Origin of the sequence: Sphingomonas plantiphila (assembly GCF_046000505.1) — a bacterium.
Lineage (GTDB): Bacteria > Pseudomonadota > Alphaproteobacteria > Sphingomonadales > Sphingomonadaceae > Sphingomonas > Sphingomonas plantiphila.
In genome coordinates this window covers 173,529-190,791 of the sequence record NZ_JBELQC010000003.1, presented here as the reverse complement: position 1 = coordinate 190,791, position 17,263 = coordinate 173,529, and the positions used below count along the sequence as shown (strand labels likewise).

The 17,263-nt window shown below is 66.6% G+C and carries 18 protein-coding genes; 15 read left to right on the top strand and 3 right to left on the bottom strand.

All coding sequences use genetic code 11. The features are described 5' to 3' along the window. Positions 1 to 32 precede the first annotated feature (32 nt). A complete protein-coding gene (locus ABS767_RS15860; RefSeq protein ID WP_408080114.1) occupies positions 33 to 419 on the bottom strand; it encodes a hypothetical protein in 387 nt (128 codons plus the stop codon). A gap of 111 nt (positions 420 to 530) precedes the next feature. On the opposite strand from ABS767_RS15860, the gene ABS767_RS15855 reads away from it, so the two are divergent. The 15 genes from ABS767_RS15855 (at position 531) to ABS767_RS15785 (ending at position 15,209) form a co-directional block, all read left to right on the top strand. After that, positions 531 to 1,757: an ATP-binding protein gene (locus ABS767_RS15855; RefSeq protein ID WP_408080112.1), complete on the top strand. Its 1,227-nt coding sequence runs from the start codon at positions 531 to 533 to the stop codon at positions 1,755 to 1,757. A gap of 82 nt (positions 1,758 to 1,839) precedes the next feature. Continuing rightward, entirely contained in the window at positions 1,840 to 2,874 is a 1,035-nt protein-coding gene (locus tag ABS767_RS15850) for a substrate-binding domain-containing protein (RefSeq protein WP_408080110.1), read from the top strand. 51 nt (positions 2,875 to 2,925) lie between these two features. Next, the gene (gene pstC, locus ABS767_RS15845) at positions 2,926 to 4,305 is read left to right on the top strand and encodes a phosphate ABC transporter permease subunit PstC (RefSeq protein WP_408080108.1); all 1,380 of its coding nucleotides are present in this window, start codon (positions 2,926 to 2,928) and stop codon (positions 4,303 to 4,305) included. After that, positions 4,298 to 5,599, top strand: a complete 1,302-nt coding sequence (gene pstA / locus ABS767_RS15840) for a phosphate ABC transporter permease PstA (RefSeq protein WP_408080106.1) — start codon at positions 4,298 to 4,300, stop codon at positions 5,597 to 5,599. The genes pstC and pstA overlap by 8 nt, the downstream gene beginning before the upstream one ends. Beyond that, the gene (gene pstB, locus ABS767_RS15835) at positions 5,599 to 6,417 is read left to right on the top strand and encodes a phosphate ABC transporter ATP-binding protein PstB (protein WP_408080104.1); all 819 of its coding nucleotides are present in this window, start codon (positions 5,599 to 5,601) and stop codon (positions 6,415 to 6,417) included. Before pstA ends, pstB begins: the two co-directional genes overlap by 1 nt. Continuing rightward, on the top strand, positions 6,417 to 7,118 hold the full coding sequence (gene phoU, locus ABS767_RS15830) for a phosphate signaling complex protein PhoU (protein ID WP_408080102.1): 702 nt from the start codon (positions 6,417 to 6,419) through the stop codon (positions 7,116 to 7,118). The genes pstB and phoU overlap by 1 nt, the downstream gene beginning before the upstream one ends. A gap of 1 nt (position 7,119) precedes the next feature. Next, positions 7,120 to 7,812: a phosphate regulon transcriptional regulator PhoB gene (gene phoB, locus ABS767_RS15825; protein ID WP_408080100.1), complete on the top strand. Its 693-nt coding sequence runs from the start codon at positions 7,120 to 7,122 to the stop codon at positions 7,810 to 7,812. A 77-nt stretch (positions 7,813 to 7,889) separates the two neighbouring features. Further along, positions 7,890 to 8,183: a hypothetical protein gene (locus tag ABS767_RS15820; protein ID WP_408080098.1), complete on the top strand. Its 294-nt coding sequence runs from the start codon at positions 7,890 to 7,892 to the stop codon at positions 8,181 to 8,183. A gap of 127 nt (positions 8,184 to 8,310) precedes the next feature. Continuing rightward, positions 8,311 to 9,207 (top strand): SDR family NAD(P)-dependent oxidoreductase, encoded by an 897-nt coding sequence (locus ABS767_RS15815; RefSeq protein WP_408080096.1) that lies wholly within the window; start codon positions 8,311 to 8,313, stop codon positions 9,205 to 9,207. A gap of 317 nt (positions 9,208 to 9,524) precedes the next feature. After that, a complete protein-coding gene (locus ABS767_RS15810; RefSeq protein WP_408080094.1) occupies positions 9,525 to 10,409 on the top strand; it encodes a Fic family protein in 885 nt (294 codons plus the stop codon). Between the two features lie 72 nt (positions 10,410 to 10,481). After that, the gene (locus tag ABS767_RS15805; protein WP_408080092.1) at positions 10,482 to 10,973 is read left to right on the top strand and encodes a pyridoxamine 5'-phosphate oxidase family protein; all 492 of its coding nucleotides are present in this window, start codon (positions 10,482 to 10,484) and stop codon (positions 10,971 to 10,973) included. A 156-nt stretch (positions 10,974 to 11,129) separates the two neighbouring features. Next, the gene (locus ABS767_RS15800) at positions 11,130 to 12,455 is read left to right on the top strand and encodes an MFS transporter (protein WP_408080090.1); all 1,326 of its coding nucleotides are present in this window, start codon (positions 11,130 to 11,132) and stop codon (positions 12,453 to 12,455) included. Beyond that, positions 12,452 to 13,372 carry a cysteine synthase A gene (cysK, locus tag ABS767_RS15795; protein ID WP_408080088.1) on the top strand — a complete coding sequence of 307 codons (921 nt, stop codon included), beginning with the start codon at positions 12,452 to 12,454 and terminating at the stop codon, positions 13,370 to 13,372. Before ABS767_RS15800 ends, cysK begins: the two co-directional genes overlap by 4 nt. Before the next feature lie 70 nt (positions 13,373 to 13,442). Continuing rightward, on the top strand, positions 13,443 to 13,757 hold the full coding sequence (locus tag ABS767_RS15790) for a hypothetical protein (protein WP_408080086.1): 315 nt from the start codon (positions 13,443 to 13,445) through the stop codon (positions 13,755 to 13,757). A gap of 117 nt (positions 13,758 to 13,874) precedes the next feature. After that, positions 13,875 to 15,209: a cell wall hydrolase gene (locus ABS767_RS15785; RefSeq protein WP_408080084.1), complete on the top strand. Its 1,335-nt coding sequence runs from the start codon at positions 13,875 to 13,877 to the stop codon at positions 15,207 to 15,209. On the opposite strand, the gene ABS767_RS15780 is transcribed toward ABS767_RS15785, so the two are convergent. Both ABS767_RS15780 and ABS767_RS15775 read right to left on the bottom strand, forming a co-directional pair. Further along, positions 15,202 to 16,695, bottom strand: coding sequence for a PH domain-containing protein (locus ABS767_RS15780; RefSeq protein WP_408080082.1), 1,494 nt, complete (start codon positions 16,693 to 16,695; stop codon positions 15,202 to 15,204). The genes ABS767_RS15785 and ABS767_RS15780 overlap by 8 nt on opposite strands. Beyond that, positions 16,689 to 17,174: a PH domain-containing protein gene (locus tag ABS767_RS15775; protein ID WP_408080080.1), complete on the bottom strand. Its 486-nt coding sequence runs from the start codon at positions 17,172 to 17,174 to the stop codon at positions 16,689 to 16,691. Before ABS767_RS15775 ends, ABS767_RS15780 begins: the two co-directional genes overlap by 7 nt. Positions 17,175 to 17,263 lie beyond the last annotated feature (89 nt).

Here is a 17,263-nt window from a genome sequence, read left to right as displayed (position 1 = left end):
GGTGACGGTTGAGGGAGTTCGCACGGCGGGGATTACCCGCGTGGCATCTGGAGCGATGCGAAGCAGGTAAAGCCGCTCGTCCCGCGCTGCAGGCGGCGGATGTAATTGGTGTAGGCGCGGCTCTGGTCATAGGTGGTGCCGGGCAAGTTCGCGCCGCTCAGCGCCTGCTTGACCTCTTCCCCCTTGAACGCCCGACCTGCGGGCGGAAACGCACCCTGCGTGCCCGCCGGAACCAGCGACCCGTCGGCGGCGATATAGTTGCCCGCGCGCCCGGCGTCGGGAACCGGGATCTCGCAATTGAGCACCGACCCCGCGCTCTGGGCGAGCGCCGGCTTGATCGAGACGATCGCCGATGCGCTGGCGGCGCCAAGCATCAGCGCGCGCCGGCTCGGTCCTTTGGGGGGCGTGGTGTCGGCCATGATGCTCCTTCCCTCGCACAAGTGCCTTTCATAAACATGAATCGCACGCAAGCGTCACATGAGTCGGCGTCGACGCTCGCCCGGTTCGCCACGATCGTTTAGAATGGCCCGATGCCCAGCCTGACCGAACCGCGCACGCTATTTGCCCTTGCCGCCATACTTGCCACCGCGATCGCCGCCTGGCTGACCGCCGGCGCCGAGGCCGGGGCGATCGCGCTGGTAGGCGCCGCGCTGGCTGCGCTGATCGCCTCCCCGCCGCCCGAGGACACGCCCCGCATCCCCGCCGAACCGGCCGGCCTGCCCGCACCCATCGACATCGCCGACGCGATCGAAGCGGTGTTCGAGCCGATGCTGGTGGTCGATACGCAGCGCGTGGCGGCGGCGAACGGGGCGGCCCGCGCGTTGCTCGGCGACCATATTCTGGGTGAGGATGTGCGGGTCGCGATCCGCCATCCGGCCGCGGCCGAGCGGCTGCTCAGTCCCGAGGACGGCGCGCCGGGCGCGCCGATCCATCTGGTGGGGCTGGGAACCCGTGATCAGCGCTGGGAAATGCGCGTCCGCGCCCTGTCTCGCGAAACGCGAATCGTGCATCTCAGCGACCGCACCGGCGCGCATGCCGCAGACCGGATCCGCGTCGACTTCGTTGCCAATGCCAGCCACGAGCTGCGCACCCCGCTCGCCTCGATCCTCGGCTTCATCGAGACGCTGGAGGATGCCGCCGACGATCCCGAGACGCGCTCGCGTTTTCTCAAGGTGATGGATACCGAGGCGCGGCGGATGCAGCGGCTGATCGACGACCTCATGTCGCTGTCGCGGATCGAGGCGGAGAAATATCGCGCGCCCGATCATTCGATCGATCTCGCGCGGCTGATCGGCGAGGTGAAGGACGAAATCGCCGCACTCGCGCCTGTTCGCGCCGCCGATATCGTGCTCGACATCGACGCCGTTCCCCCGGTGCGCGGCGACCGGGTCCAGCTGTCGCAGCTGCTCCACAACATCATCGGCAATGCGATGAAATATGGCCGCCCCGGCCATCCGGTCACTGTCGGGCTGCGCGGTGCCGGCACCGCGATGGTGCGGCTGGCGGTGCGCGATGTCGGCGAGGGGATCGCGCCCGAACACCTGCCCCGCCTCACCGAGCGTTTCTATCGCGTCGATTCGAGCCGCAGCCGCGCGGCGGGCGGCACCGGCCTTGGCCTGGCCATCGTCAAGCATATCGTCGAACGCCACCGGGGCCGCCTCGACATCGCGAGCACCGTGGGAGAGGGCACGACGGTCACCATCCTCCTGCCCACGGCACCGGTTGCCGACCCGATTCCTGGGTCGGTGTCATCATAACGTCACGGATTTGCAACAGAGGCCGCGCGAGCGGGGCCGATAGGTCGTCCCGCCGAATCGATTTCATTCTGGGGATCATCACATGCGCCGCCTCACCCTGATCGCGCTGTCCGCGCTCTCGCTTTCTGCTTGCGGTGGAGGCGGCGGCCAGGCGTCGCGCGACCAGATCAAGATCGTCGGCTCGTCGACCGTCTATCCGTTCACCACCATGGTCGCCGAACAGTTCGTCAACTCGGGCAGCTTCAAGGCCCCGGTGATCGAATCGACCGGCACCGGCGGCGGCATGAAGCTGTTCTGCGCGGGCGTCGGCCCGCAGCATCCCGACATGACCAACGCCTCGCGCCGCATGACCGCGTCGGAATTCGACCTGTGCCAGCGCAACGGCGTGACCGACATCATGGAAGTCCAGGTCGGCAAGGATGGCATCGCCTTTGCCGAGTCGGTTAACGGCCCGAAGATCCAGCTGACGCTGGCCGAAGCCTATAAGGCGCTCGCGGCCAACCCGATGGGCAAGCCCAATACCGCCAAGCTGTGGTCGGACATCAACCCCGCGCTTCCGGCGGTACCGATCTCGATCATGGGCCCGCCCGCGACCAGCGGCACGCGCGATTCGCTGCACGAGCTGATCATGCATCCCGGCTGCGAAGAAGCGTATCCCGAGGTCAAGGAGATCGAGAAGCAGGACAAGGACAAGGCCAAGGAGCTGTGCACCCGCGTGCGTGAGGACGGCGCCTATGTCGACTCGGGCGAGAACGACAATCTGATCGTTCAGAAGCTGGCGGCTAATCCCAATGCGATCGGCGTGTTCGGCTATTCCTATCTCGAGGAGAATGCCGGTCGCCTGAAGGGCGTGCCTATCAACGGCGTCTCGCCGAGCTATGAGGCGATCTCGTCGGGCCAGTATCCGGGCGCCCGCTCGATGTACATCTATGTCAAGAAGCAGCATCTGAAGGCCGTGCCGGGGATCAACGAATTCCTGGCGCAGTATATCAAGATGTGGGACCCCGAAGGTCCGCTGACCAAGCGCGGCATGATCGCGTCGTCGGACGCGGATCGTGCCAAGGCGAGCGACGTCATCGCGCAGGGCACGGCGATGCAGCGCAGCGATCTTGAATAGTCCCGCGCATCTTCGCTCGACCCCTCGTCACCAGATAGGCGGCTTCGACCGGTGAACGTCTTCGCGCTCCTGTTTCTCGTCCTCGGCCTCGGGCTGATCGCCTGGCTGACCGCGCGCGCGCGCGCCAGCCGGATGGCGGGCGCCTCCTCCGCACGGCGCCTGCACAGCCTGCCCGGCCAGCATGGCTGGTACGTCGCCACCTGGGCGGTGGTGCCGGCGCTGATCTTCATCGTCGTCTGGGCCAATATCAGCCCCGGGCTGGTGACCGAATCGGTGCTGTCGACCCCCGCTGCGGCGCAGCTTCCGGGCTTCGGGTTCGAACGCGAAACGATCCTCAACGAAGCCTACAGCCTCGCCCAGGGGAACAGCCAGGGCGCCTTCTACCCGCTCTCCGAGCAGTTGGCCCCGGCCTATGCGACGGCGATCGCCCGCTACAACTGGATCGGCACCGCGATCGCGCTGCTCCTCGCCTTCGCCTTCGGCGCGCTGGCCTTCACCCGGGTAAAGCCCGATTTCCGTGCGCGCACCAAGTTCGAACGCGCGGTGATGCTGCTGCTGCTGGTCGCGTCGCTGATCGCGATCCTGACCACGCTCGGCATTTTCCTGTCGCTGATCTTCGAGAGCGTCCGCTTCTTCTCGATCGTGCCGATCACCGACTTCCTGTTCGGCCTGAACTGGAGCCCGCAGGTCATCCGCGCCGACGATCCCGGCGCGAATCTGGGCGCGTTGCCGCTGTTCTGGGGCACCTTCTTCATTGGCGCCGTCATCGCGATGCTCATCGCCATCCCGTTCGGGCTGATGAGCGCGATCTACCTCACCCAATATGCCCCGCGCAGCTTCCGCGCGTGGATGAAGCCGATCCTCGAAATCCTCGCCGGCGTGCCGACCGTGGTCTATGGCTATTTCGCCGCTCTGACGGTCGGGCCACTGATCCGCGACTTCGCGGTCATGCTGGGGTTCCAGTTCGCCTCGGCCGAAAGCGCGCTGTCGGCGGGCCTCGTCATGGGCATCATGATCATTCCGTTCGTATCGTCGATGGCCGACGATTCGATCGCCGCGGTGCCGACGGCGATGCGCGACGGCTCGCTCGCCATGGGTGCGACCACCAGCGAGACGATCAAGCGCGTGCTGATCCCCGCCGCGCTGCCCGGCGTGGTTGCCGGCATCCTGCTGGCGGTCAGCCGCGCGATCGGCGAGACGATGATCGTCGTGATGGCGGCGTCGGGCGCGGCCAATGTCACGCTCAACCCCTTCGAGGGTGCGACCACCGTCACCAAGCAGATCGTCGACCTGCTGACCGGCGAAACCGCGTTCGACAGCCCCAAGACGCTCGCCGCTTTCGCGCTGGGCCTGACGCTGTTCATGATTACCTTCGTCCTCAACATCGTCGCGCTGCGCGTCGTCAAAAAGTATCGCGAAGCCTATGAGTGAGACCCTCGTCCCGCAGCTGCCGACCGGCCCGGAGGAGCCCGCGCGTGCGGCCCCGACCGGCTGGAAGACCGATGCGATGCAGAAACGCATTCGCGCGCGTTATGCGAAGGAGCGCCGCTTCCGCTTCTGGGGGCTGGCTGCCGTCATCGGCTCGGCCGGCTTCCTCGCGTTCCTGCTCGTCACGATGCTGTGGCAGGGCATTGGCGGGTTTCAGCGCGCGGAAATCGCGCTTCCGATCGACTTCAAGGCCGCCGCGCTCGAGGTGACGCCCGAGCAGCTGCGCGGCAAGGGCGCCGATCTGGCGCTGGCCAGCGCCGGGCTGAACGACGTCGTCGCCAATGCGGCGGTCGCGGCTTTCGGGCCTGACGGCACCGACTATATCTCCGAAAGCGCGTGGGTGACCGTGCGCGACGAACTCAAGGCGCGGCCCGAGCTGCTGCAGGGGCGCGCGTCGATCGACGTCCCCGCCTCCTCGCCGATCGCGCTCGCCGCGAAGGGCGATGGCAACGATCCCGCGGTGACCCGGGTCGCCGCTCGCCTGCGCGACGAAGGCACGCTGAAACAGGGCTTCAACATCGATTTCCTGACCGGGTCGGATGCCACCGATCCGACCGGGGTCGGCATCTGGGGCGCGCTCAAGGGCTCGCTGCTGACGATGCTGATCACGCTGTTGATCGCGTTTCCGATCGGCGTGTTCTCGGCGATCTACCTCGAGGAATATGCCCCGCGAAACCGCTGGACCGACCTGATTGAGGTCTCGATCAACAATCTCGCCGCGGTCCCGTCGATCATCTTCGGCCTGCTCGGGCTCGCGGTATTCCTCAACTTCCTCCACCTCCCGCGTTCGGCGCCGCTGGTCGGGGGCATGACGCTGGCGCTGATGATCATGCCGGTGATCGTCATTGCCGGGCGCAACGCGATCAAGGCGGTCCCGCCGTCGATCCGCGACGCGGCGCTGGGCATCGGGGCCAGCCGCATCCAGGTGGTGTTCCACCATGTCCTGCCGCTTGCCCTGCCCGGCATCCTCACCGGTACGATCATCGGCATGGCGCGCGCGCTGGGCGAGACGGCGCCGCTGCTGCTGATCGGCATGCGCGCCTTCATCGTCACCCCGCCGGGCGGCGTATTCGACCCCGCGACGGTGCTGCCGGTGCAGATCTTCCTGTGGTCCGATCAGGTCAGTCGCGGCTTCGTCGAGAAGACCAGCGCCGCCATCATCGTGCTGCTGGTGTTCCTCCTCGCGATGAACGCCGTCGCCATCTATCTTCGCAACCGATTCGAGACCCGCTGGTGATGACCCAAGTCGATTATGCAAACACCGCCGTGACCAACGCCGAACCGGCGATCAACGGTGCGGTCCCCAAGATGGCGGCGCGCGGCGTCAACGTCTTCTATGGCGAGAAACAGGCGATCAACGACGTCTCGATCGACGTCGACATGGACAATGTCACCGCCTTCATCGGTCCGTCGGGCTGCGGCAAGTCGACCTTCCTGCGCACGCTCAACCGCATGAACGACACCGTCGCCAGCGCGCGGGTCGAGGGCAAGATCACGCTGGACGGCGAGGACATCTACGATAAGTCGATGGACGTGGTGCAGCTGCGCGCGCGCGTCGGCATGGTGTTCCAGAAGCCCAACCCCTTCCCCAAGTCGATCTACGAGAACGTCGCCTACGGCCCGCGCATTCACGGGCTGGCGCGCTCCAAGAGCGACATGGACCAGATCGTCGAGCGATCGCTGCGCCGCGCCGGCCTGTTCGAGGAAGTGAAGGACCGGCTGCAGGACAGCGGCACCGCGCTGTCGGGCGGCCAGCAGCAGCGGCTGTGCATCGCGCGCGCCATCGCGGTCGATCCCGAAGTGATCCTGATGGACGAGCCCTGCTCGGCGCTCGACCCCATCGCCACCGCGAAGATCGAGGAGCTGATCCACGAGCTGCGCGGCAAATACGCGATCGTGATCGTGACGCATAACATGCAGCAGGCCGCGCGCGTCAGCCAGCGCACCGCCTTCTTCCACCTCGGCACGCTTGTCGAATATGGCGAGACGGACCAGATCTTCACCGCGCCCCGGCAGGAGCGCACCAAGGACTATATCACCGGAAGGTACGGATAATGGCGACCGGCCACGAACATACCGTCAAGGCGTTCGACGAGGACATCAAGCATCTGCGCGCGCTGATCTCGCAGATGGGCGGCCTCGCCGAACAGGCGATCGGGGACGCGATGCTGGCGCTCTCGCGCAACGATACCGCGCTCGCGCGGGAGGTGCGCGACAAGGACAAGGCGATCGACGCGATCGAGGCGGAGGTCGAAAAGCTCGCCGTCCGCGTCATCGCGCTGCGCGCGCCGATGGCGGACGATCTGCGCGAAGTCGTCGCCGCGCTCAAGATCGCCGCGGTGGTCGAGCGCATCGGCGATTATGCTAAGAACATCGCCAAGCGCGTCCCCAAGATCCATATCGAGGGCGAGGAGCGGATCGACGCGGTGTCGGTGCTCCCGGCGATGGCGCAGCTCGCCTCGGAAATGGTCCACGACGTGCTCGACGCCTTTTCCGCGCGCGATGCCGAGGCGGCGATCCGGGTGTGCGAGCGCGACAATCGGCTCGACGATTTCTACGACAGCATCTTTCGCACGCTGGTGACCTATATGGTCGAAAACCCGCGCACGATCAGCGAGGTCGCGCACCTGCTGTTCGTCGCCAAGAATATCGAGCGCATCGGCGACCATGCGACCAACGTCGCAGAGATGGTCTATTTCGCCGCGACCGGCCATTATATGGCCGAGCGCGAGACGCCCGGCGCGGCGGAGGGCTGACATGAGCCGCGCCCGGATGCTGCTGGTCGAGGATGATGCGGCGCTCGCCGAACTTCTCACCTACCATTTCAAGCGTGAGGACTTCGACGTCCGTCACACCCCGGACGGCGAGGAAGCGCTGCTGCTCGCCAAGGAAAGCGCGCCCGACATCGTCCTGCTCGACTGGATGGTCGAGAGCCTGTCGGGGATCGAGGTGTGCCGCCGCCTGCGTCGGATGAGCGAGACGGCGAACGTGCCCATCATCATGCTGACGGCACGCGGCGAGGAAGAGGATCGCGTGCGCGGGCTCGAGACCGGCGCCGACGACTACGTCACCAAGCCTTTCTCCCCGCGAGAACTGGTCGCACGAGTCGGCGCGGTGCTGCGCCGCGTGCGCCCTGCCCTTGCCGGCGAAGCGCTGACCTATGGCGATATCGAGATGGACACGGTCGGCCACAAGGTCCGCCGCGGCGGCGAAGTCGTACCGCTCGGCCCGACCGAATTTCGCCTGCTCAAGCATTTCCTCGAGCATCCCGGCTGGGTGTTCTCGCGCGAGCGGCTGCTCGATGCGGTCTGGGGTCATGACAGCGACATCGAAAGCCGCACCGTCGACGTCCATATCCGCCGGCTGCGCAAGGCGATCAATGTCGGCAACCGTCCCGACATCATTCGAACGGTCCGATCGGCGGGCTATTCGCTCGACGCGGGCAACTAGGGAAAAAATCCGGGCCTGAGGCGTTGGCGGTCCGAGCATTGCGCTCCGATTGCGTAACGAATGTCAGGAGACCCCAGATGAAACTGATCGCTCTTGCCGCCGCGCTTGCCCTTTCCGGCGGCGCCGCGCTCGCGCAGGATGCCACCGCGCCTGCCGACCCCGCCGCTTCGCAGACCATGACGGTCGAAGAGCCGATGGGCGGCTATCAGCCGACCACGCCGGCGATGTCCGCGCAGCCCCAGCCGGGCCAGCAGGTGATCTTCCAGGCCTCCAAATCGCCGACCGAGGCCTATCCCCCGCCCCCGCCGATGGCCGAATATCCCATCTGCAAGAAGGGCCAGTACGACAATTGCCGTCAGCGCGGCGGTTGAAGACCGTTCGGGGCGCGGTGAGTTCACCGCGCCCCATTCGACACCGCCTCATCGCGTGAGCGTTGCGATTGTATCCTGCACCCGAAAGACTCTATGACTTGACGATAACGTCAATGCGGGAGTGGATATGAGCATCGGTTTCGAGGGGCGCGTCGCAATCGTGACTGGCGCGGGCGGCGGATTGGGTCGGGCCTATGCGCTCGAACTCGCACGGCGCGGAGCGCGCGTCGTCGTCAACGACCTTGGCGCATCGCGCGACGGCACCGGCGCTTCGGACGCCGCGGAGGCGGTGGTCGCCGAGATCGAAGCGGCAGGCGGCACGGCGCTCGCAAATGGGGGCAGCGTCACCGACTATGCCCAGATGCGGGAGATGGTGGCCCGCGCGACCGAAGCGTTCGGCGGCGTGCACATCCTGATCAACAACGCCGGCGTACTCCGCGACAAGAGCTTCGCGAATATGGAGCCGGAGGATTTCCGCTTCGTCGTCGACGTTCATCTCAACGGCTCGGCCAACGCCACCAAGGCGGTATGGGAAACGATGCGCGCGCAGCGATACGGGCGCATCCTGATGACTGCATCCTCGAGCGGCCTGTACGGAAACTTCGGCCAGGCCAATTACGGCGCCGCGAAGCTCGGACTGCTGGGACTGGCAAAGACGCTGTATCTGGAAGGCGCCAAATACGACATCCGCGTCAATACACTCGCGCCCACCGCGGGCACCCGGATGACCGAGGATATCTTTCCGGAAGCGGCATTCAAGGCCTTTACTCCGGAGAGCGTGGCTCCCGCTGCGCTGTTCCTGGTCAGCGACGATGCGCCGACCAATGCAATCGTCGGAGCGGGGGCCGGCGTGTTCCAGGCGGCCTATCTTACCCTGACCCAGGGTGTGCGTCTGGCCAATGACGAGTTGAGCCCCGAGGGGGTTGCCCGGCACTGGGCCGGGATCACCGACCGCTCCGGCGAAATCGTTCCCAAATCGGGGGGCGAGCAGGCGATGACCATCATGGCCAAGCTCCAGACCTGAGCGGGCGCACTCGCTTAATATATCTCATCCCGCCGCCGTGCCCCTTCTGATTCCCGCAGGGGCATGATTGTCGCCTAGCGCGAGAATCTGCGCCCGTTTAAGTAGATACACGCGCGTAAAACCCGCGTTTTTAGCCGCCCCCGATCAAGGGTAACGGGAAACCTATCCATTCCGGGCAAGCGAAGACATTCAGGGACGCAGAATGGGTAACTGGTGCATTGCGCCGGTCCGCATTTCCCGCTCACTGCCCCGCTACCGGGAGAAATCGAAGATTTTGCTGCGTTCCTTCATCGATTGCATTGCTGCGGACCGGGACGATGCCACCTGAACAGCAGCCGCAGCACGGGGCGGCGCAGCCGCTCGAAGGGTCCGCATTCGACCTTCTCATCCTTGACTTCACGACGTCCGCATTGGCCGGCGCGGTGGAGGCGTTCGGTAATCTCAACAGCGCGCTGATCTTCGCCGCGACGGCCCGGGCGTGCGGCCCCTTCGATCAGACGGCGGCGCGGCGGCGACCGGTAAGTATCAATGCGCTTGCGGCATCGCTGGACCGCCCGTTCGAAACCGTTCGACGCCATGCCACCGCATTGATCGATCAGGGTATTCTGACCCGCTCGCCCGGCGGCCTTTCGGTCACGATGCAGACCATCGCCGATCCCAGGATCGCCGGGCTGATCGATCATGTTCACGATCTACTCGTCCGCCTGATCGAAGATTGTCGCGCATCGGGCTTCGCGTTGCCGGGGCCACGTTCCGACACGGCCTACGACCCGCGTTCGGGCATCGCCATTGCCCTGGATCTGATGCTTGCTGCGGTCGAATGTCACGGCAGACGTGAAGCGCAGTTGACGCGGTTGGCCCTGCTTCTGGCGATCGATTGGGCGGATCACAGCCGTCGCGCCCGCATCGACGATCTGACGAGCGAACCGGCGATCCGCACCAGCGTCGCGGCCCGTATCCTCGGACTTCCCTACGCAACCGCTTCCCGCAATATCGAGGGTCTGGTGAAGGAGGGCCTTCTGCGACGGACAGATGCGGGGCTGGCCCCTGTCGCAGACGATGACATCGCCGAGGCATGCCGGGTTGCGATCGCCAATCGGACGCGCCAGCTGATCGGGCGGCTGGCGCAGGCGGGCTTTCCGATGCAGCATCCCGCAACGGCCTATATTCGCGGGCGCGTACCGCCGCCGAACCGCCCCTGATACGACGACAGCGGAACCGCCGCCCGCGTCCACCCGTTCCCGCTCCGACTTTCATTTTCAAGGAGCTGAACCATGCCCACCCCTCAGGAACTTGCCGCAAAATTCTGGAAAGCGCTTGATGACGATCGCACGCTTTTTCTGGGACTGGACGGCGCGCGCGACGGTCATGCCCAGCCGATGACCGCGCTCCGCGACACCGATCGCGCGGGCGGGCCGATCTGGTTCTTCACGACGAAGGACAACGGCCTGGTCGCGGCGCTGGCGCAGGGCCATCGCGCGATGGCGCATTTCGCGTCCAAGGGACATGAAGTGTGGGCGACGATCCACGGCAACCTGTCGATCGACCATGATCGCGAGACCATCGACCGCCTGTGGAACCCGTTCGTCGCTGCCTGGTACGAGGGTGGAAAGGACGATCCGAACCTCGAACTGCTGCGTCTCGATACCGAGCACGGCCAGATTTGGCTCAACGAGAACAGTCTGTTCGCGGGGATCAAGATGCTGCTCGGCGCGGATCCCAAGGCGGATTATTCCGACAAGGTGGCGGACGTTTCGCTCGCCTGACAATCGGACTCCATCGCTGGCGCGCCAAATCCGGGCCGCCAGGGATGGGGCGATCGCCGGTAGCGGCAATCAAAGCTTCGTTGCGCAGCGGCCGGGTCTGGCCGTAGAGGCCCGCTGAGCTGCCGATCATCGGGATGGGCGGCCGGACAGGATATTATGGCCGCCCATCCGTTCAGCATCCCCAATTATCGCGCCTACTGGATCGCCCGCCTCGCCTCGACCCTGGGTGGCTTGTCCATGGTGGTGGTGATCGGTTGGCAGGTGTATGACATCGCGCGCGAAACGATGGGGATCAAACAGGCTGCGCTTCAGCTCGGTCTGGTCGGGCTTGTCCAGTTTCTGCCCCTGCTCGCGCTGACCCTGGTCACGGGGTGGATCGCAGATCGCCTCGATCGGCGCTGGATCATCCGCGGTTCGATCGCGCTCGAACTCGCCTGCGCGGCTTCCCTCGCCTGGCTGACCTGGTCGGACACGATCAATCTGCCCGCGCTCTTCGCCATCGCCGCCCTGCTGGGCGTCGCGCGCGCGTTCGTCAGTCCTGCGCAGCAGGCGCTGGCGCCCAATCTGGTTCCGCCCGCATCGCTCCCGACCGCCATCGCGCTCAGCGCGCTCGCCTGGCAGGTGGGATCGATCGGGGGCCCTGCGATGGGCGGCTATCTCTATGCCGCCGGTCCGTCGGTTCCCTATTGGGTGTCGACCGGCCTGTTCGCGCTTTCGTTCGTGATGATGCTGCTGGTCACCCCGGTGCCGCGCACGGCGCTTTCAAAGGTCGGCAACCCCTTCACCCAGATGGTCGATGGCCTGCGCTATGTCCGACGCAACCGCCTCGTCCTCGGCGCGATATCGCTCGACATGTTCGCCGTCCTGCTCGGGGGCGCGACCGCCATGCTCCCCATCTATGCCCGCGACATTCTGATGATCGGTGCCGATGGCCTCGGCCATCTCCGCGCCGCCCCCGCGGTCGGTGCGGTGGCGGTCGCGGCGATTCTCTCGTGGCGCCCGCTCAAATCGAATGTCGGGACCAAGATGCTGTGGTCTGTGGTCGGCTTCGGTGTGGCCACGGTCGTATTCGGCTGGGCCGGGCCGCTGATGAGCCGCTGGTTCGGCCCCGCGATGATCGGAAGCGAACTCGCGCCCGCCGTGCTCGTGTCGATCGGCGCGCTGATCGCGTTGGGCGGGTTCGACATGATTTCAGTCTATGTCCGATCCTCGCTTATCCAGTTGCACACGCCCGACGCGATGCGCGGTCGCGTCGGATCGGTCTCGACCTTGTTCATCTCCAGCTCGAACGAACTGGGCGAGGCACGATCGGGCTTTCTCGCCGCGTTGATCGGGCCGTTGGTCGCGACCGTGGGCGGCGGCTTCGCGGCGATCTTGGTAACTGCGCTGTGGGCGCGTATCTTTCCCGAATTGCGACGCGCGCGGACGTTCGATCCACCTGCGTCGCTCGAAAATTCCCCGCAAGAGGAGATCAAGGCATGAAAGCGAACACGATCCTCGAAACGATCGGCAACACGCCGCATATCCGCGTCCAGCGGCTGTTTCCGGACGCGGAAGTGTGGATCAAGTCCGAACGCTCGAACCCCGGCGGGTCGATCAAGGATCGCATCGCGCTGGCGATGGTCGAGGCTGCGGAAGCCGATGGCAGCTTGAAGCCCGGCGGCACGATCGTCGAGCCGACCAGCGGCAACACCGGCGTCGGTCTGGCGATGGTCGCCGCGGTCAAGGGCTACAAGCTGATCCTGGTGATGCCCGAAAGCATGAGCATCGAGCGCCGCCGCCTGATGCTGGCCTATGGCGCGACGTTCGACCTCACCCCGCGTGAAAAGGGGATGAAGGGGGCGATCGAGCGGGCGATCGAAGTCGTCGAGTCGACGCCGGGCGCCTGGATGCCGCAGCAATTCGAGAACCCGGCGAACATCGACGTCCATGTCCGCACCACCGCGCAGGAGATCCTGGCGGACTTCGCCGACAGCCCGCCCGATGTGATCGTCACTGGTGTCGGTACCGGCGGGCATATCACCGGCGTTGCCGAGACGCTCAAGAAAAGCTGGCCGGATTTGAAGGTCTATGCGGTCGAACCGGAACTCTCGCCCGTGATTTCGGGCGGCCAGCCCGGGCCGCACCCGATCCAGGGAATCGGCGCCGGCTTCGTGCCGAAGAACCTCCACACCGATTCGATCGATGGGGCGATCCAGGTGGATGCCGCCGATGCCAAAGAGTTCGCCCGGCGTGCAGCGCGCGAGGAAGGGATGCTGATCGGCATCTCGTCCGGCGCCACTCTGGCTGCGATCGCGAAGAAATTGGGCGACCTTCCGGCGGGCAAGCGGGTGCTGGGGTTCAATTATGATACAGGTGAGCGCTATTTGAGCGTTCCGGACTTTCTTCCCGAGGCTTGAAAGACTCGCATTCTGTCCCGGAACGGTTACGCTGACCTGAGTCGGGGAACACGGATTCCGGGGGGAAATCGTGAGGGATGCGATGATCTGCGTCAGCGTCATGCTGGCGATCTTTCTGGCGTGGCCGATGGTGTTCGGCAGTAACGAGGCTGCTGCGGTGCGCGCCGCGACCGTGGAGGCAACGGTTCCGGCGGCACGGGCGGCCGAGGCGAAGCTTATTCGTACGTCCGTACGGGCTGCGGAAATTCCGCCGGCCAAAGCGCTGGAGAGCTGCTTCAAGCGCTATGAACGCGAATATGCGATGTGCGGGCCGACAAACATCGCGTGTCGCATGAAGGTGGCGGACAGTTGGGACCTGTGCGAGGCAACGGGCTTCTGGCCCTGAGCCTCGACGGCGCGAGTAGCGGCAGCTATCCCGCAAAGGCCTCGCGCGTCTGTTTTCCACACTCGCACGTTGCGCTAAGGACTGGCGCCCAATGCCGCTCAAGGATAATGCGCGCCTGTGACGCCCTCTCCGCTTTCGGCACCTTCACCCCGTATCGCGCCAGGCCTGTGGGCGGCGCTCGCGACCATCGCGCTGATGGCGATCGCAGGCCCGCTGGCGGTGATCGCCACAACGCCACGTGTCGTCGTGAGCAAGCCGATCCTCGCCGAAATTGCGCGTCCCAAGCGCGTCGTTCCCAAGGCGGAGCTGCCGCCTGTCGAGCCGGTCGTGCTCGCCGACCTGTCGCTGCTCGAAGCGCGGGAATTCAACGCCGCGGTTCCCTTCTCCACCGCCCCGAACCCTGCTGCTCGCGCCTTTGTCCTGACGGGTACGCCCGAGGATCAGGGGCGAGCGGTCGACTGTCTCGCGGCGGCAACGTGGTACGAGGCGGGCGACGATCCGGTGGGCCAGCGCGCCGTCGCGCAGGTCGTGCTGAACCGGATGCGGCACCCCGCTTTCCCGAAGTCGGTATGCGGGGTGGTGTTCCAGGGGCAGGAACGGCGCACCGGATGTCAGTTCACCTTCACCTGCGACGGCGCGATGCGGCGCACCCCGTCCCCCGCCGCATGGGCGCGGGCTCAGGCGCTCGCCCGCCAGGCGCTCAGCGGCGCTGTGTATGCAAAGGTCGGACACTCGACCCATTATCATACCGACTGGGTCGTGCCGTACTGGAGCGCCAGTCTGGACAAGGTCGCGGAGGTCAACACCCACCTGTTCTTTCGCTGGACGGGGTGGTGGGGCACGCCGCCGGCGTTCCGCCGCAGCTACGCCGGCGCCGAGCCGGTGATTGCGAAGATGGCGCGGCTGTCGCCATTTCATGCCGGAGCGGGAGAGCCTGTGGAGACCGTCACCGGAGCGACACTCGACCCGGCGGCCATTCCGGAGTCGGCGCTTCCTCAGCCTGTGGCGGTGGGCGGGGACAGCTTCTACGTGGCTCTGGACCCGTCTCTGGGGGCAGATGGCTTTGCGGCGTTGGCGATCCGGACCTGTGGCGAGCGGCCCTATTGCAAGTTCCTGGGCTGGACCGATCGAAGCAAGGTACCTCCGGCTGGCGCCACGCTGACCCCGGCACAGTTGGAGAGCATGTCGTTCAGCTATCTGCGGGACAACGCCCAGGGCTATGGCAAGGCGCTGTGGAATTGCGGGGAATTCAAGCGGCCCAGTCCGATCCAGTGCATGCGGCGGGTGGTAGTCGATCCGACGGAACGGCTGCCGCTGGTTCCGAGGGTTGCGCCGACGGCGGTGCCGGGTCGGGCGGCGCCGGAGGTGCTGAGCGGGGTGCGGCGCAAAAGTGAGATCATGGTACCGCCTTCGGTCGTGATATCGCCCGTTCCGACCCCCAGGCCTAAGTGACCCGAGCGGCGAGGTCGCGGGCCAGGGTCCGGGCATCGGCGGCGGCGAGGTCGACGACGACGGGGGTGGCACCGACGCCGGCTCCGGCGGTGTCGACCCGGACCGTCACCAGACCCAGCAGCCGCTGGAGCAGGGTTTCGGACAGGGTCACGACCTGGATATTGTCCACCGGGACGATCCAGTCCTGCTGAAGCAGGACGCCGCGCATCACCTGCAGGCTGGAATCGCGGACGGCGTAGCGGTGGAAGCTGCGCTGGAGCAGGGCGATGGCGACCATCGGGAGTGCCACTGCCAAGCCGAGCCAGGCCAGGGGGGTGAGCAGCAGGGCGAGTGCCACCACCGTCACCGGGAACGGCATGGCGGTGAGGGTGGCGCGGAGGACGTGGCCGGGGGCGACGCGGCGGAGGGGGAGCCTTTCGAAGGGGGGCAAGCCGGCGCGGTCGATGATCGCGGCGACTTCGTGGTCGCGGGCCAGCGGAGCCATGACCTGCCGACCGCTGGGATCGTTGCTGCCGCCAAGTGTCTGGAAACTCAGCGCATTCCAGCCCAGCATCCCGCGGAACGGACCCCGTTGGACCAGCGCCAGCTGGATGCGGCGCATCGCCACGACCACTTCGCTGCGGGTCAGCAGCCCCCTTGTCCGGCGGAACCGGCCGCCTCCGGCACGCAGCCTGAAGTTCCAGTCGCGCAGTACCGTGCGGGCGATGCCGGTGATTACCCCCAGCAGCACCACCACCCCGAACAGGCCGAGGCCGGTGGAGTAGTTCAGCCGGTTGCTGACCTCTCCCCGCGCGGTGCGGGCCAGGTCGGCGATGTCGTCCCAGCCGAAGCCCAGCGCATCGCCGATGAACTGGATCGCACCGGCCAGCGCGGCGATCCACACCAGCGAGAAGCTGAACAGGCCCAGCAGCAACACCCGCTGCGGGGGCATGGCGAACACATCGGCCAGCGCGTCCTCGGCCGCCAGCACCCCCTCGTCCGTTTCGAGCCCGACGCTCGCCCGGCGAGCCGGGGCGCCGCGCAGCGCTCCGCGAAGGCGCGCGGCTTCGGACAGCGACACGCTGTCGAGCACCGCTTCGTCCTTCTCCCCGCCCCCGGTCTCCACCCGGACTTCGGCGAGGCCGAAGATGCGGGACAACGGCCCCTGTTCGATCCCGACATCCTGGATCCGCTCCAGCGGGATCGAGCGGCGGGTGCGGTTGAGCAGGCCGCGTTCGATCACCAGCTCGCTGTCGGTCACCTCATAGGTGAAGCGCCGCCAGTTGACCCAGGTCCAGACCAGACTGCCCAGCCCCACCACCGCCGCCGCCAGGGCGATCCAGCCGAGACCGCGACCGGAGGTGAAGCCGATCAGCGCGGGCAGGCCGACGACATTCTGTGGCGCCTTCTTCAGGAACCAGATCAGGATCGTCAGCGGATGGACGCGGCGGGCGTGATGGTCGTCCGCGCCATCGGTCGCCGTGTCGGGCAAGTCCTGCGTCACCATGGGTCGACCGTGAGCTGTTCACGGATCGCGTCGCGAATCTCCTCGGCCGTTTCGCGGGTGATGCCGGGGAGATGCACCTCGCTGTTGGCGGTGCCGGCGGTGTGCAGCACCAGCGTGGCGACGCCGAACATCCGCTCGACCGGCCCGACGGTGACGTCGATATGCTGGACGCGCGCGGCGGGGACGATGGTGTGGCGCCGGGTGAGCCAGCCCGAGGCGACGTGCAGCTCCCGGCCCGTCCACGCCCAGCCCCAGCGGCGCCAGCGGCGCGGGACGGCATAGAGCACCGACCAGATGCCGAGCGGCGCGATGACCACCGGCGGCAGCCACATCGGAAACCAGTCGAACGCGGTGCCGAGGCCAAAGCCCGGGCCGATCGAGACGAGCGTGGCGATCGACCAGAAGGCGGCGGCGGTGAGCCGCATCGCGTTGAGCTGGCCGCGTTCGAGCGGATGGAGCGGCGTGTCCGGGAGCAGCATCCCCCCGTTATGGCGGGGTGAGCGAAAGGCTCAAGGGGGTATGGGCTGGCTCAGCGATCCTCCCCTGCAAGGGGAGGTGGCGGCGCGCA

Coding starts and splice junctions, on each gene's coding strand:
- ABS767_RS15860 (WP_408080114.1), bottom strand. CDS start 419: ATGGCCGACACCACGCCCCCCAAAGGACCGAGCCGGCGCGCGCTGATG.
- ABS767_RS15855 (WP_408080112.1), top strand. CDS start 531: ATGCCCAGCCTGACCGAACCGCGCACGCTATTTGCCCTTGCCGCCATA.
- ABS767_RS15850 (WP_408080110.1), top strand. CDS start 1,840: ATGCGCCGCCTCACCCTGATCGCGCTGTCCGCGCTCTCGCTTTCTGCT.
- pstA (WP_408080106.1), top strand. CDS start 4,298: ATGAGTGAGACCCTCGTCCCGCAGCTGCCGACCGGCCCGGAGGAGCCC.
- pstB (WP_408080104.1), top strand. CDS start 5,599: ATGACCCAAGTCGATTATGCAAACACCGCCGTGACCAACGCCGAACCG.
- phoU (WP_408080102.1), top strand. CDS start 6,417: ATGGCGACCGGCCACGAACATACCGTCAAGGCGTTCGACGAGGACATC.
- phoB (WP_408080100.1), top strand. CDS start 7,120: ATGAGCCGCGCCCGGATGCTGCTGGTCGAGGATGATGCGGCGCTCGCC.
- ABS767_RS15820 (WP_408080098.1), top strand. CDS start 7,890: ATGAAACTGATCGCTCTTGCCGCCGCGCTTGCCCTTTCCGGCGGCGCC.
- ABS767_RS15815 (WP_408080096.1), top strand. CDS start 8,311: ATGAGCATCGGTTTCGAGGGGCGCGTCGCAATCGTGACTGGCGCGGGC.
- ABS767_RS15810 (WP_408080094.1), top strand. CDS start 9,525: ATGCCACCTGAACAGCAGCCGCAGCACGGGGCGGCGCAGCCGCTCGAA.
- ABS767_RS15805 (WP_408080092.1), top strand. CDS start 10,482: ATGCCCACCCCTCAGGAACTTGCCGCAAAATTCTGGAAAGCGCTTGAT.
- ABS767_RS15800 (WP_408080090.1), top strand. CDS start 11,130: ATGGCCGCCCATCCGTTCAGCATCCCCAATTATCGCGCCTACTGGATC.
- cysK (WP_408080088.1), top strand. CDS start 12,452: ATGAAAGCGAACACGATCCTCGAAACGATCGGCAACACGCCGCATATC.
- ABS767_RS15780 (WP_408080082.1), bottom strand. CDS start 16,695: ATGGTGACGCAGGACTTGCCCGACACGGCGACCGATGGCGCGGACGAC.
- ABS767_RS15775 (WP_408080080.1), bottom strand. CDS start 17,174: ATGCTGCTCCCGGACACGCCGCTCCATCCGCTCGAACGCGGCCAGCTC.